Annotated in this window: 20 protein-coding genes and 1 riboswitch; of the genes, 12 read left to right on the top strand and 8 right to left on the bottom strand. The window is 72.4% G+C overall.

Features of this window, described 5'->3' with window-relative positions; all coding sequences use genetic code 11:
- The first annotated feature begins 115 nt into the window (after positions 1-115).
- A complete protein-coding gene (locus ACQPZA_RS17990) occupies positions 116-868 on the top strand; it encodes a sulfite exporter TauE/SafE family protein (RefSeq protein ID WP_312859077.1) in 753 nt (250 codons plus the stop codon).
- Between the two features lie 13 nt (positions 869-881).
- On the opposite strand, the gene ACQPZA_RS17985 is transcribed toward ACQPZA_RS17990, so the two are convergent.
- The 3 genes from ACQPZA_RS17985 to ACQPZA_RS17975 all read right to left on the bottom strand — a co-directional run bounded on the left by ACQPZA_RS17985 (position 882) and on the right by ACQPZA_RS17975 (position 4,570).
- A complete protein-coding gene (locus ACQPZA_RS17985; RefSeq protein WP_433282482.1) occupies positions 882-2,060 on the bottom strand; it encodes a heparan-alpha-glucosaminide N-acetyltransferase domain-containing protein in 1,179 nt (392 codons plus the stop codon).
- Positions 2,057-3,967: a protein kinase domain-containing protein gene (locus ACQPZA_RS17980; protein ID WP_433282480.1), complete on the bottom strand. Its 1,911-nt coding sequence runs from the start codon at positions 3,965-3,967 to the stop codon at positions 2,057-2,059. Before ACQPZA_RS17980 ends, ACQPZA_RS17985 begins: the two co-directional genes overlap by 4 nt.
- 117 nt (positions 3,968-4,084) lie before the next feature.
- On the bottom strand, positions 4,085-4,570 hold the full coding sequence (locus ACQPZA_RS17975; protein WP_433282478.1) for a MarR family winged helix-turn-helix transcriptional regulator: 486 nt from the start codon (positions 4,568-4,570) through the stop codon (positions 4,085-4,087).
- Between the two features lie 89 nt (positions 4,571-4,659).
- Here ACQPZA_RS17975 and asnB point away from each other — a divergent pair, with 89 nt between their 5' ends.
- The gene (gene asnB, locus ACQPZA_RS17970; protein WP_433282476.1) at positions 4,660-6,525 is read left to right on the top strand and encodes an asparagine synthase (glutamine-hydrolyzing); all 1,866 of its coding nucleotides are present in this window, start codon (positions 4,660-4,662) and stop codon (positions 6,523-6,525) included.
- A 55-nt stretch (positions 6,526-6,580) separates the two neighbouring features.
- The gene (locus ACQPZA_RS17965; protein WP_433282474.1) at positions 6,581-7,375 is read left to right on the top strand and encodes a DUF427 domain-containing protein; all 795 of its coding nucleotides are present in this window, start codon (positions 6,581-6,583) and stop codon (positions 7,373-7,375) included.
- A gap of 2 nt (positions 7,376-7,377) precedes the next feature.
- Here the strand turns inward: ACQPZA_RS17965 and ACQPZA_RS17960 are convergent, their stop codons facing one another.
- Together ACQPZA_RS17960 and coaA are read right to left on the bottom strand one after the other, a co-directional pair.
- Positions 7,378-7,830, bottom strand: a complete 453-nt coding sequence (locus tag ACQPZA_RS17960; RefSeq protein WP_433282472.1) for a MarR family winged helix-turn-helix transcriptional regulator — start codon at positions 7,828-7,830, stop codon at positions 7,378-7,380.
- A gap of 40 nt (positions 7,831-7,870) precedes the next feature.
- Positions 7,871-8,833, bottom strand: a complete 963-nt coding sequence (gene coaA / locus ACQPZA_RS17955) for a type I pantothenate kinase (protein WP_169395778.1) — start codon at positions 8,831-8,833, stop codon at positions 7,871-7,873.
- A 334-nt stretch (positions 8,834-9,167) separates the two neighbouring features.
- Between coaA and ACQPZA_RS17950 the strand changes: the two genes are divergently transcribed.
- From ACQPZA_RS17950 to ACQPZA_RS17925, 6 genes are all read left to right on the top strand, one after another.
- A complete protein-coding gene (locus ACQPZA_RS17950) occupies positions 9,168-10,523 on the top strand; it encodes a hemolysin family protein (RefSeq protein WP_169395779.1) in 1,356 nt (451 codons plus the stop codon).
- A complete protein-coding gene (locus ACQPZA_RS17945) occupies positions 10,516-11,568 on the top strand; it encodes a hemolysin family protein (RefSeq protein WP_433282470.1) in 1,053 nt (350 codons plus the stop codon). Before ACQPZA_RS17950 ends, ACQPZA_RS17945 begins: the two co-directional genes overlap by 8 nt.
- A 53-nt stretch (positions 11,569-11,621) precedes the next feature.
- Positions 11,622-12,503 (top strand): 3-methyladenine DNA glycosylase, encoded by an 882-nt coding sequence (locus ACQPZA_RS17940; RefSeq protein WP_433282468.1) that lies wholly within the window; start codon positions 11,622-11,624, stop codon positions 12,501-12,503.
- Between the two features lie 324 nt (positions 12,504-12,827).
- A complete protein-coding gene (locus tag ACQPZA_RS17935; RefSeq protein WP_433282466.1) occupies positions 12,828-13,448 on the top strand; it encodes a Tn3 family transposase in 621 nt (206 codons plus the stop codon).
- A gap of 1,086 nt (positions 13,449-14,534) precedes the next feature.
- Complete coding sequence (locus tag ACQPZA_RS17930; protein ID WP_433282464.1) at positions 14,535-15,011, top strand: hypothetical protein; 477 nt, start codon at positions 14,535-14,537, stop codon at positions 15,009-15,011.
- Positions 15,008-16,549: an FAD-dependent oxidoreductase gene (locus ACQPZA_RS17925; protein WP_433282462.1), complete on the top strand. Its 1,542-nt coding sequence runs from the start codon at positions 15,008-15,010 to the stop codon at positions 16,547-16,549. The genes ACQPZA_RS17930 and ACQPZA_RS17925 overlap by 4 nt, the downstream gene beginning before the upstream one ends.
- On the opposite strand, the gene ACQPZA_RS17920 is transcribed toward ACQPZA_RS17925, so the two are convergent.
- Positions 16,533-16,769, bottom strand: a complete 237-nt coding sequence (locus ACQPZA_RS17920) for a YceI family protein (protein ID WP_433282460.1) — start codon at positions 16,767-16,769, stop codon at positions 16,533-16,535. The two genes, ACQPZA_RS17925 and ACQPZA_RS17920, sit on opposite strands and share 17 nt — an antisense overlap.
- Positions 16,770-16,930: 161 nt before the next feature.
- Here ACQPZA_RS17920 and ACQPZA_RS17915 point away from each other — a divergent pair, with 161 nt between their 5' ends.
- Complete coding sequence (locus ACQPZA_RS17915; protein WP_433282458.1) at positions 16,931-17,206, top strand: hypothetical protein; 276 nt, start codon at positions 16,931-16,933, stop codon at positions 17,204-17,206.
- 1 nt (position 17,207) lies between these two features.
- On the top strand, positions 17,208-17,519 hold the full coding sequence (locus ACQPZA_RS17910; RefSeq protein WP_433282456.1) for a hypothetical protein: 312 nt from the start codon (positions 17,208-17,210) through the stop codon (positions 17,517-17,519).
- Between the two features lie 156 nt (positions 17,520-17,675).
- Here ACQPZA_RS17910 and gcvP read toward each other — a convergent pair whose 3' ends face one another.
- The gene (gene gcvP / locus ACQPZA_RS17905; RefSeq protein WP_433282454.1) at positions 17,676-20,543 is read right to left on the bottom strand and encodes an aminomethyl-transferring glycine dehydrogenase; all 2,868 of its coding nucleotides are present in this window, start codon (positions 20,541-20,543) and stop codon (positions 17,676-17,678) included.
- A 150-nt stretch (positions 20,544-20,693) separates the two neighbouring features.
- Positions 20,694-20,804: riboswitch (glycine riboswitch) on the bottom strand.
- Between the two features lie 153 nt (positions 20,805-20,957).
- Between gcvP and ACQPZA_RS17900 the strand changes: the two genes are divergently transcribed.
- Complete coding sequence (locus tag ACQPZA_RS17900) at positions 20,958-21,248, top strand: YiaA/YiaB family inner membrane protein (RefSeq protein ID WP_433282453.1); 291 nt, start codon at positions 20,958-20,960, stop codon at positions 21,246-21,248.
- Positions 21,249-21,260: 12 nt separating this feature from the next.
- Here ACQPZA_RS17900 and ACQPZA_RS17895 read toward each other — a convergent pair whose 3' ends face one another.
- Positions 21,261-21,839 carry a MerR family transcriptional regulator gene (locus tag ACQPZA_RS17895; protein WP_169394762.1) on the bottom strand — a complete coding sequence of 193 codons (579 nt, stop codon included), beginning with the start codon at positions 21,837-21,839 and terminating at the stop codon, positions 21,261-21,263.
- Between the last annotated feature and the right edge of the window lie 73 nt (positions 21,840-21,912).

Here is a 21,912-nt window from a genome sequence, read left to right as displayed (position 1 = left end):
GTCGGGCACTGTGTCGGACACTATGTCAGCTGATCGGTGCTCACCCTGCGGGTGTGGGAGAGGTCGCAGTCGTCCTGGGCGGTTCGGCAAGGACGCACGATTACGCTTGCTCCACGTGGTCATCGGCACCTTCCTTCTGCTGGTCGGCGCCGGTGTAGCGGCAGGGCTCTCCGGGTCGATGGCCGGGCTGGCGTCGCTGTTCTCCTATCCCGCCCTGCTCGCCGCGGGCATTCCCGCCACGGCCGCCAACGTCACCAACACGGTCGCGCTGGCGTTCAGCTCCCTCGGCTCCACCGCCGGGTCCCGACCGGAGCTCACCGGCCAGGGGCCGGCCGTCCGCCGCTTCGCGCTGCTCGCGGTGGGCGGGGGCGCCGCCGGTGCAGGACTGCTGCTGGTGACTCCCGACGGGCTGTTCCAGCGGGTCGTCCCGTTCCTCGTCGGCGGGGCGTCGCTGGCGCTGCTCCTGCAGCCTCTGATCAAGTCGGCGGCCGTCACCGCGTCGTCGCAGCGGACGAGCCCGGCCGTGATCGCCGGGATCGTGGCCGTGTCGGTGTACGGCGGCTACTTCGGTGCCGCAGCGGGCGTGCTGATGCTGGCCCTGCTGCTGGTGGGACTTCCGGTCTCGCTCCTGCAGGGGAACGCACTCAAGAACGTCCTGCTCGGGCTGGCCAACGGCATCGCCGCCATCGGCTTCGCGGTGTTCGGGCCGGTGCAGTGGTGGGCGGTGCTCCCCCTGGCCATCGGTCTGCTCGTCGGCGGCGTCACCGGCCCCGCACTCGCCCGCAGGCTGCCCACCTCGGTGCTGCGCGTCGGGATCGCGCTCGCCGGACTGGTGCTGGCCGCGGTTCTGGGCGTGCAGGCGTTCTGACGGCCACCGCGGGTCAGCGGGCCGGTGCCGAGGCCGGTGGCGCAGGGTCCAGCAGCCGCCGCACCCGGCGCGTGGTGCCGGAGACCACGGACTCCAGCGGGCCGCGCCGCCCACACAGCCACAGGGCGCCCCCGATCGCCGCGGCGGCCAGGACGTGCCCGAGCCAGAGTGCACCTTCCCCCGCTCCCCCGTCCGGCGTGGTGCCCGGGTAGACGGTCAACGCGACGACGTGCAGCGTGTAGAGCGTGAGGGGCACCGCACCCACCGCCGCGGGCACCAGGACCACCGGCCGGGCCCAGCGCGCGAGCAGCAGCATCGTCCCCAGCACGGCCAGCGCGGTGCCCGTGGTGTGGGCGAGGTCGAGGGACGCGCCGGAATGCGGGATGTCGACCGCGAGCCACCACCACGTGTCGGTGGGGGTGGTGCCGTAGCGCTGCTGCTGCAGCGCCGCCGGGCCGAGCGCTGCTGCTCCACCACCCGGGCCGAGCAGCAGGGCCGACGTGCCCGCGGTCAGCAGGGCGAGCGCGGCCCCGCCGGCCAGCAGGCCCCACCCGACGCGGACGCTGCGCAGATCCAGGCGGCCAACCGCCATCCCGGCGAGCAGGTAGGTGGTCCACGTCAGCACCGGGTAGTAACCGGTGAGCGTGAGCGTCTCCAGCAGCGCACCGGGCTCGGCGAGCGCCGCGAGACCGGGCTGGTTCCCCGGCCCGGCGGGAAGCCCGCGCCGGAGCAGCAGGCTGACCGCCGGGGTCAGGACGCAGGCCAGCACGGCACCCGCCGCGAGCGCGGGCACCGGTAGCCGCAGCAGCGGAGTTGCCACCACGAACAGCACCCCGTAATAGGCCAGGATCACCGCGACCGGCGGGTCGAGACCGGCCAGCACCAGGCCGAGCAGCCCCACCAGCACCCCACGCACGATCAGCCCGGCGGCGGCCGCGAGGTGCGCCCGACCCCTGGCCGGAGGCACCGGGCCGCCGGTGGACAGCGCGACCCCCACCCCGGCCAGCACCGCGAACAGCGCCGAGGCCCTGCCGTCGGCGACGAGCCCGGCCGGCGTCTCGGCTCCGCCTGCGCGCAACGGCAGGATGTGCGTGGCGAACATGCCCACCAGCGCCACGGCGCGAGCTGCGTCGACACCGAGGATCCGCCCCGTGCGGGACGCGGGGAGGCCGACCGGCCCGGCGCCCGTCACCGGCCTCGCGTACCGGCCGTCATCTGCCCGCTGGGAAGGACGCCGCTGCGGCGCATCCAGTCCTCCAGCGCTCGTTGCACGGCCCGCAGCGGGGGCCGGCGCGTGGGGTCGTTGTCCATCCCCGCGTGCAGGAGGGCGAGATGGGCCGACCGCCTCGGCAGATGGGACAGCGGCGCACCCGACGCGGCCGCTCGCAGCCCGGACACGGCGTCGGGGTGCCCGCCGCGAGGGGGGTGCCCGGTGAGCGCGTAGGAGATGGTGGCCGCCAGCTGCCACGAGTCGGACGCGGGGGTGGCCCGCTCACCGCAGGCCACCTCGGGCGCGAGGAAGTCGGGCGTACCGAGTACGAAACCGGCCAGTGTCATCGTGGCGTCGCCGGTCTTGCGGGCGATGCCGAAGTCGATCAGATGCGCCAGCCCGCCCGCGTCGACGACCACGTTGCCCGGCTTCACGTCGCGGTGCATCACCCCGCGGGCGTGCGCCGCGTCGAGCGCCCCCGCGACCCCCGCCCAGATCCGGGCCGCGGCCACGTCGTCGAGGGTGCCCCGGGTGCGCACCAGCTCACCGAGAGAGGCGCCGTCGACGTACTCCATGACGATGACCATGCCGTCGAGTTCGGCCAGCCCCGGGTCGCTCGCGGCGGGCACGAGGTCGTGGATGCGCACGCAGTGGGGGTGACGCACGGCCGCGAGCGCCCTCGCCTCCCGCTGGATCCGCTGCTCGGTCTCGGCGTCCGGGGCGTGTGCGGCCTTCAGCGCCACGGGATGGCCGAGCCGGGCGTCCTCGGCGAGCCACACCCGGCCGAACCCACCCGAACCGAGCCTGCGGACGAGCCGGAACCGGGGTGCGGCGGCCGAACCGCCGGCACCGGCGAGCGGCGGCGCGGCGGGCAGCGGGGCGCCGACGAGCGTGGGCGGCGGGGCACCCACCCGGGCCGGCGGCCCCACCGGCGCCTGCGGACCGCGAGCCAGCGGCGCCTGGGGGCCCCGGTCCAGCGGCGCCGACCGCGGCACGGGCACGACGGGCGGGGCCGCTTCACGGGCGGCGAATCGTTCGGCGAGCCGGTCGGAGAGCTTGGGTCGTGCCGGCGCGTCCGCGACGGCGGACGGCGCGGACGATACGGACTGCATCGACGGCGACCGCCCGGCGACCGCGGGGCGCGCATCGGCAGCGGGCCGCGGCACGGGTGGCGCGAGGGAGCGGCGCACCGTCTCCCGGGACGGCACGCCCGCGATCAGCACCACGAAGATCCCGAGGAAGGACCCGGCGGTGAAGCCGAGCCACAGGTGGCCCGAGGCTCCCGCCGGGGTGTCGGCGGTGAGGAAGACCAGCGCGAGCACCGGCAGCCAGAAGAACTTGGACGGCCACGCCGGGCCACGGCGCAGCGCGAGCCGCGCCTGCACGGCCACGAACATGGCGGCGACGACGGGGAACCCGGCCAGCAGCACCACCGCGAGCCCGAACTCGACCGGCCGCGACGCGTCGAACGCGCTGGCGACGCTGTAGCCGCCGAGGTAGGACGACTGCGGCCCGGCCACGCACACCGCACCACCCAGATCGTCGAGATCGGCACCGCTCAGGCCGGGAACGTCGGATCCTGCCGCGGCGAGCCGGAACACCTCACCGGTGGCGGCGAAGGCCAGCAGGGGCAGCAGCCCCGCGGCGAGCAGCCCGGTGCCCACCAGCAGGGTGGACTCACCGAACCCGTAACGCGACCCGATCCGCCTGCGCAACCCGGCCACGACCACGAGACCCGCAGTGGGCAGCAACCCGACCGCGATACCCAGCGCGGACACCGCCCACGGCCATCCCCCGGGGCACACATCGGGCGGCACCAACCCACGCAGGCCCGCTATCAACTGGGCCACCAGGCCGGTCAGGCCGTCCACGAGATGTTCCCCCTCCACCAGCCCATGGATCCCCGTCCATCCCAACTATGGCATCACCGGGTCAGGTCAGGGTGGCGCAGGGCACTTCCCGGCCGCATCCGGACGAACACCTGCCGGATGCGACGCAACCTCGTGTCAGGCGCTGTCGTCGCGGTGGCGATCGAGGTCGGCGTTGAGGCGGCCCAGCAGGTGGGCCAGCGCCTCGCTGTCGACCTCCGACCAGTTCGCGAGCACCGTCGCCAGTGTTCTCCGGCGTACCTCCCGGACGCGTTCGACCCGCTCGGCCCCCTCCGGTGTGAGCATGACGGTCACCGCGCGCGTGTCCCGGCGGTCGGGCCGGGTCGCCACCAGCGTCGCGCCGGCGAGCCGGGCGACGTGCCGGCTCATCGTGGGCTTGGTGAGTCCGAGCCGCGCCGCGAGCTCGCCGAGCCCCAGCGGACCGCGCTCGGCGAGCAGCACCAGCACCGGATAGGTGTAGCGGTCCACCGGTCCGTCGCCGTAGCCGCGCGACCACACCGACTCCAGGGTCCGGCGGAGGAACACGGTGAGCTCGCGCTCGACCTCCCCGACCGGGTCGGGCGTGAGCAGAGTCACCAACGGCCGATCGGGATGTTCGGGCACGAACGGAGCGTACGTCGTTGCGCGATGCAACGTTGCGGCGTGCAATGGAGGTTACACGAACGTAACGACCAGCTTGAAGGTAGGCATACATGTGCGGCATCTGCGGATGGGTGGACTACGAGCGTGACCTGGAGGCCCCGGCAGCCCGCCGGGAGCTCGCCGACATGACCGCAACGATGGCATGCCGTGGTCCCGACGACGAGGGCACGTGGGTCGACGGGCCGGCCGCGCTGGGCCACCGGAGACTGGCGATCATCGACCTCCCCGGCGGCAGGCAGCCGATGACCCTGCAGGACGAAGGGCGCACCGCGCTGGCACTGGTCTACAGCGGGGAGACCTACAACTTCCGGGAGCTGCGCGAGCGTCTGGCCGCCGGGGGGCACCGGTTCGAGACCAGCAGTGACACCGAGGTGGTGCTGCACGCCCACCAGGAGTGGGGCCGCAACGACCCACGGGACGCCGTACGCGAGCTGAACGGGATGTTCGCCTACGCGATCTGGGACTCCGCCGCCCGCGAGCTGGTGCTCGTGCGCGACCGGCTGGGCGTCAAGCCGCTGTACTACTACCCGACTCCGCACGGCGTGCTGTTCGGGTCGGAGCCGAAGGCGATCCTGGCCAACGCGCTGGCCGAGCGGGTGCTGGACGCCGACGGGCTGCGCCGGGCGCTCACCTTCACCGGCAACACGAGGAACGCGGTGTTCCGCGGGCTCCGGGAGGTGCCGCCCGGCCACGTGGTGCGGGTGAACCGCGAGGGCATCCGCGAGCTGCGGTACTGGCAGCTGGAGGACACCGGCCACACCGACGACGTACCCACGACGGTCCGGCACGTGCGGGAGCTGCTGGAGGACACCGCCCAGCGCCAGCTGGTCTCCGACGTGCCGTTGTGCACGCTGCTGTCCGGCGGGCTCGACTCCTCCGCGCTGACCGCGCTGGCCGCCCGGCACAGCAGCGGGCGCGTGCGGTCGTTCTCCGTCGACTTCACCGGCTACACCGAGAACTTCGTCGCCGACGAGGTGCGGTCCACCCCGGACTCCCCGTACGCCCACGCGGTGGCCGAGTTCGTCCACACCAACCACACCGACATCACCCTCTCGACCGCGGAGCTGATGGACCCCGCCGCGCGCGCCGCCACGCTGCACGCACGTGACCTGCCGGTCACCACGGGCGACCTCGACACGTCGCTCTACCTGATGTTCCAGGCGGTCCGGCGGGAGTCCACCGTGGCGCTGTCCGGGGAGTCGGCCGACGAGGTGTTCGGCGGCTACCGCGACTTCTTCGACGCCGACACCATCGCCGCGGACACCTTCCCCTGGCTCGCGGGGCGGATGCTGAACCGCGACACGACCAAACCCGGCGTGTTCGACCAGTCCCTGACCAAGCAGCTCGACCTGCCGTCCTACGTCGCCGACCAGTACCGGACGGCGCTCGCGGCGGTGCCCGCGCTGACCGGGCCGGCCGCGGCCGACCCGCACGAACGCCGGATGCGCGAGATCTGCCACCTCTACCTCACGCGCTTCCTGCCCGTCCTGCTCGACCGCAAGGACCGGATGAGCATGGCCGTGGGGCTCGAGGTGCGGGTGCCGTTCTGCGACCACCGCCTCGTCCAGTACGTCTTCGGCACGCCGTGGTCGCACAAGACCTTCGACGGCCGGGAGAAGAGCCTGCTGCGCGCAGCAACCGCGGACCTGCTGCCCGAGTCGGTGGTGCAGCGGGTGAAGAGCCCGTACCCGTCCACCCAGGACGACGGCTACGAGCGAGGACTGCGCGCCCAGCTCGCGGCCCTGCTCGACCGCCCCGACTCGCCCGTCGCCCCGCTGCTCGACCGCGACGCCCTGCGGGAACAGCTGGCCGAGCCCATCACCCGCAGCTCCGGGATCGGCGCACGGTTCCAGCAGGAGCAGGTCCTCTCGCTGGACGCCTGGCTCACCGACTACCAGGTCACCGTCGACCTCTGACGCGCTTCACTCGCGCCCCCGGGAAGTTCGGGGGCGCGAGCGGCGTTGCCCGTTCATGGGTCTGACTCGCAGTGACGCGCCCCTGTCGGCGCACGCACCGAAGACCGTCAACTACCGCATCGACGGACCTGCCCACAAGCTGCTCATGCACCCGTTCCCGCGGCGTGTCCGGGCCGAGGTCGCCGGCCGCACGGTGCTCGACACCACCCGTGGCGTCCTGCTGCACGAGACCGCGCTCCCGGCCCGGCTCTACGTCCCGGAGACCGATCTCGACGCCGCGGCGTTCGTCCCCAGCGACCTCACCACCCACTGCCCGTTCAAGGGCGACGCCACCTACCGGTCGCTGCAGGTCGGCGACCGCTTCGTGCAGGACGCCCTCTGGTCCTACCCCGACCCCACGCCCGAGGCCTCGTGGCTGGCCGGCTACGCCTCGTTGTACTGGGAGGCCGCTGACGCCTGGTTCGACGAGGACGAGCAGGTGCGAGGCCTGACCGACCCGTACCACCGCGTGGACGTCCGCCGGTCCAGCCGGCACGTGCAGGTGCTCGCGGGCGACACGGTCGTGGCCGAGTCGCACGCGCCCGTGGCGCTCGCCGAGACGGGGCTGCCCCTGCGCTGGTACCTCTCCCCCGACGACGTGCTCGTGCCGCTGGAGCCCACCACCACCAGCACGTACTGCCCCTACAAGGGCGACGCGAGCTACTGGACCGTCCGGCTGCCCGACGGCCGCGAGCTCACCGACGCCGGCTGGGCCTACCCGGAGCCCTTCCCGGAGTCGACCGGCATCGGCGGCCGCGTGAGCTTCCTGCACGACGACCTGCGGGTGCTGGTGGACGGCGAACCGGCCTGATCTCAGTCGTCGTCGTCCACGAGCAGCGCCTCCAGGGCCGGCATCGCCGCGTCGAGGATGTGGCGCTGCTCCACGTCGAGCCGGGCCAGCCGCCGGGCCACCAACGCCGTGCGGTGCGAGCGCACCTCGGCCAGCCGTGCGGCACCCTCGTCGGACAGCACGATCCGCACCCCACGGGCGTCGTTGGGATCCGGCGTGCGGATGACGAGCCCCTGGTCGTCCAGGGAGGCGAGCACCCGGCTCATCGTGGGCGCCGTCACCGCCTCCCGGCGGGCGAGCTCCGAGAGCCGAAGCGGCCCGTGCTGCTCCACAGTGACCAATGCGGACAGCTGTAGCGGCGGGATCGACTCCCGGCCGTCGATACGGATACGGCGGTGCAACCTGCCGACGACCAGCCGCAGCCTCGCTGCAAGGTCGGTCTGCTCGTCGGTGTCCACGCGCTCAGCGCTGGTCATCGGCCCATCGTGCCAGGTCCGGTGGCGGGCGTCGCCGGGGTCATACCTTGCGGAGACGGATGCCGGTGATGTTGTGTTTGGGACCCTTGCGCAGCACGAGGCTCGCCCGTCCCCGGGTCGGCTTGATGTTGCGTTCCAGGTTCGGCCCGTTGATCTCCGCCCAGATGCTCTCGGCCCGGGCGACCGCCCCCGCCTCATCCAGCGCGGCGTAGCGCCGGAAGTACGACTCCGGGTCCCGGAACGCCGTCTCCCGCAGCCGCAGGAAACGTTCGACGTACCACCGCCGGATGTCGTCGGTGGCGGCGTCGACGTAGACGGAGAAGTCGATGAAGTCACTGACCGCCAGCGCCGCGCCGCCCTCCCGAGCGGGCTGCGCGGGCTGCAGGACGTTGAGACCCTCGAGCAGCAGGATGTCCGGGCGGTGCACGGTGAGCCGCTCGTCCGGGACGATGTCGTACACCAGGTGCGAGTAGACCGGGGCCGTCACCTCGGAGCGCCCGGCCTTCACCTCGGTGACGAACCGCAGCAGCCCGCGCCGGTCGTAGGACTCCGGGAAGCCCTTGCGCGTCATCAGCCCGCGCCGCTCCAGCTCCGCGTTGGGGTGCAGGAACCCGTCGGTCGTCACCAGCTCGACGCGCGGGTGCTGGGGCCAGCGGGCGAGCAGCAGCCGCATCAGCCGCGCCGTGGTGGACTTCCCCACCGACACCGAGCCCGCAATCCCGATCACGAACGGAGTGCGGGCGGTGTTGGCACCGAGGAACGTCCGGTACGCCCGGTAGAGCCGGCCGCCCTCCTGCACGTGCATCGTGAGCAGCCGCGACAGTGGCAGGTACACCTCGCGCACCTCGTCGAGGTCCACCTCGTCACCGAGGCTGCGCACCTGGTCGAGCTCCTCGGCCGTGAGCGGCAGCGGCGTGTTCTCGCCGAGCTTCGCCCACGCCTCCCGGTCGAAGTCCACGAACGGCGAGGACGCCTCGCGCGCACCGTTGCGACTGACGTCCATGACCGTGCAACTTAGATCCCCGCGGTCGGCCACCGCTTCGAGACGTGACCGGCATGACGTCGGAAATCCGGCGCTCGGCCCGCGGTCAGCCGACCGGCGCGACGCACCCTAGACTGGAGGCTCCGCCTGACGAGGAGCACGCCTGTGCCCCCTGCACACCCCGCTGAGCCGGGTTGCAGTAGTAGGCCGGGTCCCACCCGGCATTCCCTTCCGCCCAGCCGCAGCGCCCGTGGCGAGTACAAGCGATGAGCGAGCTTGCGAGCGAATCAGTGTTGCAGCGCCTTCACACTGCGATGTCTCACGATGGGCCGGCCGGGCGCAGCGAGGTTGAGCGATGAGCGTTCTGCTGTCCGTACTGGGACTGATCGCCGTCGCCGCGCTCACGCTGGGCACGGCGATCTCGGTCGCCTCGGAGTTCGCCCTCACCGCCCTCGAACGCAGCCAGGTCGACGCCTACGTCGCCGAGGCCGGTGACCGGCGCGCCCGCACCGTGCAGAACGCCCACCGCAACCTGTCCTTCCAGCTGTCCGGGAGCCAGCTCGGCATCACCGTCACCACGCTGGTCACCGGCTACATCGCCGAACCCGCGATCGCGTCGTTGTTCCGGCCGGGGCTCACCGCGCTCGGCATCTCCGACGGGCTGTCCGCCGGCATCGCCACCGTGCTGTCGCTGCTGCTCGCCACGGCACTGTCGATGGTGTTCGGCGAGCTCGTACCGAAGAACCTCGCCATCGCCGACCCACTGCGCACCGCACGGGCCGTGGTCTGGCTGCAGAGCGGGTTCGCCCACGCGTTCAGCTGGCTGATCACCGGGCTGAACTCCGCGGCCAACACCGTGGTGCGCCGGCTGGGCATCGAGCCGGCCGAGGAGCTGCGCTCGGCCCGGTCGCCCCGGGAGCTGAGCTCGCTCGTGCGCACCAGCGCGCAGCACGGCACCCTCGACGCCGGGACCGCCACCCTGCTCGACCGCTCGCTGCGGTTCACCGACCGCGTCGCCGAGGACCTGATGACCCCGCGCGTGCGGGTCGAGTCCCTCGACGCCGACGACACCGTCGCCGACCTGGTCTCCCTGTCCCGGCGCAGCGGGTTCTCCCGGTTCATCGTGCACGACCGCGACCCCGACGCCGTGCTCGGCGTGGTGCACGTCAAGCAGGCGTTCGGGGTGACTGCGGAGGAACGCAGGCGCGTCGCGCTGCGCGGCATCGTGCAGACGGTCCCGACCGTCCCGGAGTCGCTCGACGGCGACGAGCTGCTCACGCGGCTGCGCGACTCCGGCCTCCAGCTCGCCGTGGTCGTCGACGAGTACGGCGGCACGGCGGGCATCGTCACCCTCGAGGATCTCATCGAGGAGATCGTCGGCGACGTCCGCGACGAGCACGACCGCGCCGAGCAGGCGAGGGTGCGCCCGCTCGGACGCGGCAGCTGGCTCGTGTCCGGCCTGCTGCGCGGCGACGAGGTGGCCGAGGCCACCGGGTTCGAGATGCCCGATGGCGACTACGAGACGCTCGCCGGACTGGTGCTGTCCCGGCTGGGCCACATCCCCGACGTCGGTGAGGACGTCGTCGTCGACGGGTGGCGGCTCACGGTGATGCGCCGCGACCGCAACCGGATCGCCGAGCTGCGCCTGGCCCGCGCCGGCAGCACCGACCCGGCTCCGAGCGCCAAGCGAGAGGAGGCCGCACGTGGCTAACGACCTGCTCGCCCTGCTCGCGGCCATCGCCCTGCTGGCCGCCAACGCCTTCTTCGTCGGCGCCGAGTTCTCGCTCATCTCCGCCCGCCGCGACCGGCTCGAGGCGATGGCCGCCTCCGGCACGCCGGCCGCGCGCACCGTGCTCCGGGCCGGCGCGGACCTGTCCCGCATGCTGGCGGCGTCCCAGCTCGGCATCACGATCTGCTCGCTGCTGCTCGGCCGCCTCGGCGAGCCCGCGGTCGCGCACCTCATCGAGCGGCCCCTGGAGTGGATAGGCCTGCCGGACGCCGTGCTGCACCCGATCGCGTTCGCGGTGTCGCTGGCCATCGTGGTCGTCGCGCACATCCTGCTCGGCGAGATGGTGCCGAAGAACATCGCCATCGCGGGGCCCGAGCGCACGGCGATCTGGCTGGTGCCGCCGTTCCTCGTCTTCACCAAGCTGATGCGCCCGCTGATCGAGCTGTTCAACGTGATGGCCAACGGCGTCCTGCGGCTCGTCCACGTGGAGCCCCGCGACGAGCTCGAGTCCTCCTTCACCTCAGGTGAGCTGGCCGACCTCATCGCCGAGTCGGGGCGAGAAGGCTTGCTCGACGACCACGAGTCCAGCCGACTCAGCCGCACCCTCAGCTCCGCCGAGGCGACCGTCGCCGACGTCCTCGTACCCACCGAGGAGCTGGTGTCCCTGCCGGCCGACCCGAGGGTCGAGGACGTGGCCCGCGCCGTCGCCGACACCGGCTTCTCCCGGTTCCCGGTGCGGGCCGTGGACGGCACGCTCGCCGGCTACCTCCACATCAAGGACATCCTCGACCTGGTGGACGACCCGGCGGCCGCGGTGCCGGTCGAGCGGATCCGCGGGCTGCCGGAGGTGCCGGTGTCCTTCCGGCTCGACGAGGCGCTCGCCGTGCTGCGCCGTTCCCGCGCCCACCTGGGCCGTGCGGTGGGCGGGCGCGGCGAGACCGTCGGTGTGGTGGCGATGGAGGACCTCGTGGAGCACTACGTCGGCGAGGTCCGCGACGCCACGCACGCCCCGCGCGCCCAGGCCTGAGAGCGCCACGCGCCGCCCGGCCGGGGAGCGGTCGGGCGGTAGCGTGGACCGTCGTGACGAGCAAGCTCTCCTGCGCCGCACCCCTCGTGCTCGACGAGGCGGTGTGGCGGGAGCGAGCCGCCGCGCATCAGGCCCGGGTCGAACGGTGGACCCTGCCCCACCGGGAACGCCGCCGTCGCGGTGAGCCGCACCCCGTCATGGACTTCCTGTTCACCTACTACTCGCTGCGGCCGGTCCGGCTGGAGCAGTGGCAACCCGGACCGGGCGCGCTGCTGCTGGGCGGCGACGAGCTGCTGGCGGTCCCTGGCCACGTCCGTGACGGCGGCGGCGTGCGTCTCGACGTCGACGCCCTGCCGGCGCGGGTCACCGCCACCGCGGCCTTCGTGCGTGACCTGCTCCTCGCCACCGCGTCCCGGCCCGCCCGGTTGGGCTGCTTCGGGCTCCACGAGTGGGCGATGGTGTACCGCAGCGACGCCCCCCGCCACGAGCAGGTGCCGCTGCGGCTCGGAGCGGCCGGCACGGACGCGGTGGTCGACTCGCTCCCGGTGCACTGCACCCACCACGACGCCTTCCGCTTCTTCACCCCCGCGGCGCGCCCGCTCAACGCGATGACCCCGGAGCGGGCCGACCAGATCGCGAACGAACAGCCCGGCTGCCTGCACGCCACCATGGACCTCTACAAGTGGGCCTACAAGCTCCTGCCCGCCACACCGGCGGAGCTCGTGGCCGACTGCTTCGCCCTCGCTGTCGAGGTGCGGGAGCTGGACATGCGCGCCAGCCCGTACGACCTCTCGGGGTACGGCTACTCCCCCGTCCGCATCGAGACCCCGGCCGGCCGGGCCGAGTACGCCCGCGCCCAGGCCGGGTTCGCCCGGCGGGCCGCCCCACTGCGACGACGGCTCGTCGAGCTGTGTGAGGCCCTCCTCCCCTTCTGACGCTCCCCCGCCCTGCTGTCGTCGTGGCGTGGTCCGTCGGTCAATGTTTGATCGACGGCATGTAGGCGTCAATGATCGATTGACATCGTGAAGCAGAGGGGTGGGCCATGGACGACACCCCCGGTGTCGAACCCGAGTGATCCCAAGTCCGTGTATCAGGCCCGCACCCAGCGGTTCTTCCTTGTGCGGGCGGGTGGCCAGGAGGGGGTACACCCGCCCGCACGGCACGGCCGACGCCCCTCCCCCGCTGCCGGCGCTGCGTGACCACCGCGAGATCCGCGTTTCGGCCCTCCGCAGGGCGAACAGCCGGATCTCGAACCGATCATGGGGGCCGCCGCGCCGTCCGCCGATATCGACTTCGTCACCGAGGCGTGGCGCAAGATCCTGGTGGTGAAAGACCGGCCCGGGAAGCTGGTGCGTCGCCACCTGGAGGTGTGCGTGTTCTCCTACCTTGCCTCGGAGCTGCGCTCCGGCGACATCGCCGTGGCCGGCGCCGATTCCTACGCCAACCTGCACGCGCAACTGATGTCCTGGGACGAGTGCCTGCCGCTGGCCGGGAAGTTCTGCGGCCGGGCCGGGATCCCGTCGGACCCGAAGCAGCTCACCGCGCATTACCGGGCCGCTTTGGGCTACACGCACAACACCGACCTGTCCCTCGAGGAAGGCCGCCCGATCCTGCGCCGCCGCAAGGGCGCCGACCGGCGCCCGTCCGCGCTCGCCCTGGAAGACGCGATCCACCAGCGGCTCCCGGAACGCGGGCTGCTGGACATCCTGGCCCGTACCGCACACCCGCTGGGCTGGACCCGGCACTTCGGGCCGGCGTCGGGGTCGGATCCGAAGATGCGCGACGCGATGGCCCGCTACGTCCTGACCGTGTTCGCCAACGGCACGCTGCTGGGCTCGCCGAAGATGGTGAGTGTGGCGGGTGTGGCGGCGTCGTTGTGATGGTCGGCGACCAACGCGGAGAGTTGGTCGCCAAGAGGTGGGGCGTCGTTGCGTAGCGCGCCGATGGCGCGGCGTTTGGGTGAGCAGCTGCTCGGCTTGGACGAGGCGTTGTTTGTACTGGTGGAAGTTGAATCCCGCGAGGGTGATCGCCACGAGTCCGCCGGAGTAGCCGGCGAAGGCCACCCATTGGTGGTCGATCGTCGCGGTGCCGACGGCCGCGACGAGGACGCCGGCGGCGGTCAGGGTCGTGGCCAGTGCGGGTGTTAGCTCTACGGCTGCGGTGAACGCTCCCATACCGGCCAGGGCCAGCGCCGGGGGCGTGGGGGCGATGCTCATGAGCAGGCCACCTGCGGTGACCAGCGCCCCGCTGGCGGCGGTCGCGGTGAGGGTGCGGTGCTGATTGTTGAGATATACGGTGACGGTCCTGACCAGCCAGCCCAGGCATGCGACCACGACGCAGATCAGTACGGCCAGTGCCTGACCGTGAAGACCCAATCCCGGTGTGCGGGCGTTGATTCCGTAGACGATGCCGCCGAGTCCGGCCAGGCCTACACCCAGCCGTCGTCGCTCCTTATCTGCATCTGCCGTAGCGCGACGATGTCACTGACCAACCCGAGCACGCCACGGCGCACCGATCGATCACTCGTGCAAGCCGGATCACCCTGGTCGCGCGGCCTCGGCCTCGCGACCAGGGTGGGAGAACGATAGGGGTGGTTAACGCCGTCGGCGCCCCCGCATCTTGAAGGCCATCACGCCCACCACGGCGAGGACAGCCACGGTCAGCCACACCGCGGTTGGCACACCGGACAACAGGCCAATGGCAGTCAGCAGGGATCCGATCAACATGGATGGTGCTCCTTCGATGGTCGCTATCGCGACGGCATGACCGTTGATGACGACGCTACGAACACCGCCCCGGGTGTGTCGTCGGTTCGCGGTAGGAAACCGCGGTGGAGATTTCCCAGGCAGATATCCACCCCGATCTCCACCCCGATCTCCACCTCCAGCACGAGGACACCCTGCCCGGAAACCGGCTAGTTTCACCGCCGATCGCCTCAGTGACTGCACGGGATCAGGGAGGGTGTGATGGCGAGCATGCATGCCGCATCGGCGCCGGTCAGGGCGGTGCGGACCCCGGCGGGGGATCCGGCCTGGTTGGTCAGCGGCTACGACGAGGTGCGGGCGCTGATCGCTCACTCGCGTCTGTCGTGGACCACGAGCGCGGCGGGTGCCTCCCGCTACTCGCAGGCGGCGATGATGGGCCACCCCGATGCGCCCGGGGCCGAGGCCGAACGCACCACCATTCAGGCCGAGGCCGCCGCCTCGCACAACCGGGTCGCGCTGGACCAGCAGCTGATCGTCCAGCTCCCGCAGATCGTGCAGCAGGCCGCGCGGGGCCTGTCCGGCGCGAACGTCATCGTGCTCAACGGCACCGACGGGCTCGCCGATCTCACCGCCGGCCTGGTCAGCCAGGGGCTGCGGATCTTCGACTCGGTGCGGCAGAACCTCGGCAACGACGCGCCTGGTACGGCGCCGGCAATGGGCCAGGACGGGGACCGGTGACCGACGTCCTGATCGCGGGCGCCGGACCCACCGGGCTCACGCTGGCCATCGAGCTGGCCCGCCGGGGCGTCGACGTGCGCATCGTCGACCGAGCTGCCGAGCACTTCCCCGGTTCGCGCGGCAAGGGGCTCACCGCACGCACCCAGGAGGTGCTGGACGACCTCGGTGTCGCCGACGAGGTGCTGCACTACGGGTTCCGGCACTTGCCACACCGGCGGTACCTCGACGGCGACCTGGTTGCCGAGGCCGACCCGCACGCCCAGCGGGCACCCACACCGGATCGGCCCTACGACGGCGGGCTGCTGATCCCGCAGTGGCGGATCGAGCGGATCCTGCGCGCGCGGCTCGCCGAGCACGGCGTGCGGGTGGAACTGGCCGCAGGCCTCGCCGAGTTCAGCCAGTCCGCGAACGGTGTGCATGCGGTGCTGGATACCGGCGAGCGGGTGGCTGCGCGCTACCTGGTCGGCTGCGACGGCGGCCGCAGCACCGTGCGCAAGGCACTCGGCGTGCGCTTCGAGGGCCAGAACGGGGAGCAGGCCATGCTGCTCGGGGACGTCGAGCTCGGCGGGCTCGAACCGGACGCCTGGTACCAGTGGACCGTCCGCCGGCGGGGGTTCCTGGCCCTGTGCCCGTTCCGCCACGAGCGGTCCTGGCAACTGCAGGCCGTACCGTTCAGCGACTTCGGCGCGGAGGGCAGTCTCCCCGAACCCTCGCTGCCGTACTTCCGGCGGATCGTGGACGATCTCGCCGACGGGCACGGCATCCGGCTCTCGAAGGCAAGCTGGCTGTCCACGTACCGGGTGAACGTGCGGATGGCCGACCGGTTCAGGGTGGGCCGGGTGTTGCTGGCCGGCGACGCAGCGCACGTGCATCCGCCGGCCGGCGGCCTCGGCATGAACACCGGCATCCAGGACGCGTACAACCTCGGCTGGAAGCTCGCCATGGTGTGTTCCGGCGCGCGGCAGTCGCTGCTGGACAGCTACCAGGAGGAGCGGCTCCCGGTCGCCTCGTGGACGCTCGGCGTGAGTGCCGAGGGGCTGCGCAGGGTCGCGGGGCGGTTCGTCAACGGTGGCAGCACGGACATCGCGGGCGGCGCACCCCCGGACGGCCAGCAGCTCGGGCTCGGCTACCCGGACAGCTCGCTGTCCGTCGACGGCGACGCCGGGAATGGACCGCGCGCCGGTGATCGTGCGCCCGACGCGCCCTGCGTGGACAGCTCCGGCACGCCACGGCGGCTGTTCGACGCCTTCCGCGGCCCGCATTTCACCCTGCTCGGCTTCGGCGAGTCCTGCGCCGGTCCACTGCAGGACGTCGGCACCGCCCACCGTGGACTCATCAAGCCGGTGGCGGTCGGTGCGCCGGGCAGCGGTGCCGATCTGGTGGACGTCGAGGGGCACGCGCGGACCGCGTACGGCGTCACCGGGGACACCCTCGTCCTGGTGCGGCCTGATGGCTACCTCGCGCTGCGCGCACCCGGCGCGAGCAGGACTGCCGTGCGGGACTACCTGGACCGGGTCGGCGTCAGCCGGAGCGCTTGACCGCCGAGACGTCGATGCCCAGGGTGACCTTGTCGCCGACCAGCCCGCCGCCAGCCTCCAGTGACGCGTTCCAAGTGATACCCCAGTCCTTGCGGTTGACCGTGCAGCCGATCTCGAACCCGATCCGGTCGTTGCCCATCGGGTCGTGCGCCGCCCCGGTGAACTCCACGTCCAGGGTCACCGGTTTGGTCGTGCCCTTGATCGACAGGTCACCGGTCACCCTACGGTGCGTACCCGTGCTTGGAAGGCACGCTCGTTGGCTTTGGCCTCCCGGACCAGTTCCCACAACGTTTTCTCGCCCACCACTGGAAGTAGGCATCCCGCACCACATCGTCCGGGTGCTCGACGGCCGCCTCGGCCAGCCGGAACAGGATGCCCTCCTTGCCGCCAACCCAGACCGCGCTACTGCGGGCCATCGCCGAGAGCCAGGTCAACAACATGGGCGGCCACACCTACCACGGCCGCACCGATGGAGGCCGGTACCAGAAGCTGACCGCGCGGGTGCGCGACCTTCGCGACCTTGGGCTGATCAACCCGTACGGCGTTGCGATCAAGCACGGCAAGACGATGCCGGCGACCGAGCAGTTCGCCGACCACTTCGTCGTCACCCTCACGAACCACGGGGAACAAGCCCTCGCCACGACGGAAGTCCCGTGACATGAACGAACAGAACCTGCCGACCTGGAACGACATCCTGCACAACACCCGCGCCAGCCTGACCACCGCCCGGACGTCGCTGGCCGACGCCCGCGACCACCTCAGCTCCGACTGGCGCCCGGTCGGCACCGAACTCGCCCAGCACGAAACCGACGCCCGCACCTGCGCGTTCGAGCTGATCGGCCAGGCCAAAGCCCTGATCGACCAGGCGAAGAACGTGCTCTACGACGCCGCGCACGCCACCACTCCCCGCAGGCGCGACCACCGCAGCGCGGTGGCCCAGGTCCGGCCGCCGGCGCCCACTCCCCCGTAGCTCGGCCCGCCGCCTTCTCGGCCTGCGCATCGGTCAATCTTTCGTACACCGGATGCTGGCGTCATTGATTCGTTGACAAGAGGAGGAGTGGGTGTCGGGCCGGGTGCGGTGAGGGCGGGCGGTCCGCCGCCCTCACCGCACCCGGGCGTCCGCGTCCTACGAGTAGGCCTCCACCGGCGGGCAGCTGCACACCAGGTTGCGGTCGCCGTGGGCGCCGTCGATCCGGCGCACCGGGGGCCACACCTTGCGGTCGTGGACGCCCGGGGTGACGCCCGTGGGGTAGGCCGCCAGCTCGCGCGGGTACGGGTGGTCCCACTTGTCGATCACGGAGGCGGCCGTGTGCGGTGCACCGCGCAGCGGGTTGTCCGTGACCGGCCACTCCCCCGCAGCCACGCGGGCGATCTCGCCGCGGATCCCGATCATCGCGTCGACGAAGCGGTCGATCTCGGCGAGGTCCTCGCTCTCGGTGGGCTCCACCATCAGCGTGCCGGCCACCGGGAACGACATGGTGGGAGCGTGCAGGCCGTAGTCGGCCAGCCGCTTCGCCACGTCGTCGACGGAGACACCGGAGTCACGCGTGATCCCGCGCAGATCGAGGATGCACTCGTGGGCGACGTGGCCCTGCTCCCCCGCGTAGAGCACGGGGTAGTGCTCACCCAGGCGTTTCGCCACGTAGTTGGCGGCCAGGATGGCGGTGAGGGTCGCCTGCCGCAGCCCGTCGGTGCCCATCAGCCGGATGTAGGCCCACGAGATCGGCAGCACGCCCGGGCTGCCGTACGGAGCCGCGGACACCGCTCCCACGCCGCCCGGTCCCCCGCGTCCGGGCAGGAACGGGGCCAGGTGCTCGGCCACCGCCACCGGCCCGACCCCGGGGCCGCCGCCACCGTGCGGGATGCAGAAGGTCTTGTGCAGGTTGAGGTGGCTCACGTCGCCGCCGAACGCACCCGGCCGGGCCAGCCCGACCAGCGCGTTGAGGTTGGCGCCGTCGACGTAGACCTGGCCGCCCGCCGCGTGCACGGCGTCGCACACCTCGCGGACCTTCGTCTCGAACACTCCGTGCGTGGACGGGTAGGTGATCATGAGGGCGGCCAGCGCCGGGCCGTGCTCGGCGATCTTGGCGTGCAGATCGTCGAGGTCGACGTCGCCGGTCGGCGAGGTGGCCACCACGACCACCCGCATCCCGGCCATCACCGCCGACGCCGCGTTGGTGCCGTGGGCGCTCGCCGGGATCAGGCACACGTCGCGGTGCTCCTCGCCCCGGCTGCGGTGGTAGGCCGCGATCGCGAGCAGGCCGGCGAACTCGCCCTGGCTGCCCGCGTTGGGCTGCAACGACACGGCCGCGTAGCCGGTGAGCTCCGCGAGCCAGCGCTCCAGGTCGGAGATCAGGGCCAGCGTGCCCTCGGCGTCGGCCTCGGGCGCGAACGGGTGCAGGTCGGCGAACGCGGGCCAGGAGATCGGCTCCATCTCGACCGCCGCGTTCAGCTTCATCGTGCACGACCCCAGCGGGATCATCGTGCGGTCCAGTGCCAGGTCGGCGTCAGCGAGGCGACGCAGCCAGCGCATCAGCGACGTCTCCGAGCGGTGCTCGTGGAACACCGGGTGCGTGAGGAACTCGGTCGTGCGGGCGAGGCCGGCCGGCAGGGCGTCCTCGGTGGCGGCATCGAGCGCCCCGGCGTCCCCGGAGACGCCGAACGCCCTCCAGACCGCCTCGAGGTGCGCCACGGTGGTCACCTCGGAGCACGCGATACCCACCGTGTCGGCGTCCACCCGGCGCACCGCGATCCCGGCGTCGTGTGCGGCGTCGGCCACCTCCTCGGCCCGCCCCGGCACGTATGCCTGCACGGTGTCGAAGAACTCGCCGTGCAGCACCTCCACTCCCCCGGCCCGCAGGCCGGCTGCCAGCACCGCCGCCATCCGGTGGGCCCGCTGCGCGATCCGGCGCAGCCCCTCCGGCCCGTGGTAGACGGCGTAGCAGGCGGCGACGACGGCCAGCAGCACCTGCGCGGTGCAGATGTTCGAGGTGGCCTTCTCCCGGCGGATGTGCTGCTCACGGGTCTGCAACGCCAGGCGCAGCGCCGGGTTCCCGTCGGCGTCGCGGGACAGGCCCACGAGCCGGCCGGGCAGCTGCCGGGCGTGCTTCTGCTGCACCGACAGGTAGCCGGCGTGCGGGCCCCCGAAGCCGAGGGGCACCCCGAAGCGCTGGGTGGTGCCCACCGCGGCGTCGGCGCCCAGCTCCCCCGGCGGGGTGAGCAGTGTGAGGGCCAGCAGGTCGGCGGCCACGGCCACCAGCGCGCCGCGCTCGTGCGCCTCCGCGATCAGCGCCGACGGGTCGGTGACCGCGCCCGATGCGCCCGGGTAGGACAGCAGCAACCCGAACAGCTCACCCTCGGGCAACCCGGCGCCCAGGTCGGCCACCACGAGCTCGATACCGAGCGGCTCGGCGCGGGTGCGCAGCACCTCGATCGTCTGCGGCAGGGTGTCGGCGTCCACGACGAACCGCGGGGACGCGGCACGGCCGGCCCGGCGCAGCAGGGTCATCGCCTCGGCGGCCGCGGTGGCCTCGTCCAGCAGCGACGCCCCCGCCACCGGCAGCCCGGTGAGGTCCGCGACCGTGGTCTGGAACGTCAGCAGCGCCTCCAGCCGGCCCTGGCTGATCTCCGGCTGGTACGGCGTGTAGGCCGTGTACCAGGCCGGGTTCTCCAGCACGTGGCGGCGGATCACCGGGGGCGTGACGGTGCCCGAGTAGCCCAGCCCGATCATCGGGACGGTCACCGTGTTGCGTGCCGCGAGAGCGCGCAGCTCGGCGAGGACCTCGGTCTCCGACGCCGCAGCCGGCAGCGTGGAGGCGACGGTCTCCCGGTCGCGGATGCTGTCGGGCACCACCGCATCCGCGAGCGCGTCGAGCGAGTCGGCTCCGATCGTGGCGAGCATGGTGCCGAGCTCCGCGGCCCGCGGGCCGAGGTGCCGTTCGACAAAGGGGATGCCCCGCTCGAGGTCGGTCAGCGCGGGGCGGTCGTCGGTCACGGGGCCTCCGAAGTCAGGCGAATGGGCAGGCGACTGCTGCCCTCCCCCTCTGTCCCCGCCCGGGTACCCGGGCGCCTGAGAGATTCACCCCGTGCAAGAGCGGGCTTTCCCCGTCGGCGGACGGGCACGCCCGTCGCTTTCCAGAGGCGTCTCGCCCGAGCGGTCCTGGATGCCTGAGAGATTCCGGGGAGGATTTGCTCCTTCGGCGCCCGTACGACGTGTCAGCTGCGACGACGTCCGGGACTCTCCCGCGCGGGTTCGGCGACTACCGGTCACATCGTAGCCCTCCCGGCCGAGCGATCCCCGGCGCGGCGCATGTCAGGTTCGTGTCCCTGCCGGAATTGCTGCCCGCAACGGGCCGAATACGTAGTTCTTCCGATGCGGCCGGGGAGGTTCGAACCTCAGACTGCCGGCATGACCACGACACCGCCCGCGGCCCCGACCACCGTCGCCTTCCACGTCCAGGCCGTGATCTCGTTCGCCGTCTCGCTCGTCGCGGTCGGTCTGGCCGTCGCCTACCTGCCGGCCGACCCGTGGGTCCGCGCGTTCCTCGCCCTCGCCGTGCTCTACGTGGTGACGTCCGCGTTCACGCTGGCGAAGTGCGTGCGCGACCGGCAGGAGAGCGCGGGTGTGATCAGCCGCGTGGACCAGGCGCGCCTCGACAGACTGCTCGCCGAACACGACCCGTTCAAGGTCGATGCGTGATCCCCGACGGCGTCAGCTGATGGCGCGGCGGGCGCGGCGGCGGGACAGCTCGTCCTCAGGGCTCTCGTCGACGCTGCCGCCGTCGGCTCGTTCCACCGGGAAGTCCTTGATCGAGCCACTGATCTCCCGCATCGCGCCGCTGACGGCAATACCGAAGACGCCCTGCCCGCCCTGCAGGAGGTCGACGACCTCCTCGGGAGAGGAACACTCGTACACCGTGGTGCCGTCGCTGAACAGCGTGATGCCCGCGAGATCGCGGATGCCGCGGCGGCGCAGATGCTCGACGGCCACGCGGATGTTCTGCAGCGACACCCCGGCGTCCAGCAACCGCTTCACGACCTTCAGGACCAGCACGTCCTTGAAGGAGTACAGCCGCTGCGAACCCGAACCCGCCGCTCCACGGATGGAGGGGACGACAAGGCCGGTGCGGGCCCAGTAGTCGAGCTGCCGGTAGGTGATCCCCACGACCTGGCAGGCAGTGGGCCCACGGAAGCCGACGAGCTGATCCGGCATCCCGTCGAGGCCGGCTCCCAGCAAGGGATCGGGGAAGAGCTCGCCCTGTTCGGGCGAGCCGGACGGCGGGTTCTCCACCGAGCTCCTTCCGCCGGGGCCCGCAAGAGCGGGCCGTCACAGCCGACGGTAAGCGCGTGCGCGCGGCCGGTCA

Source organism: Pseudonocardia xinjiangensis, assembly GCF_050948425.1.
Taxonomy (GTDB): Bacteria; Actinomycetota; Actinomycetes; order Mycobacteriales; family Pseudonocardiaceae; genus Pseudonocardia; species Pseudonocardia xinjiangensis.
The sequence above is the reverse complement of the archived record's forward strand: the minus strand, read 5'-3'. Positions and strand labels throughout refer to the sequence as shown.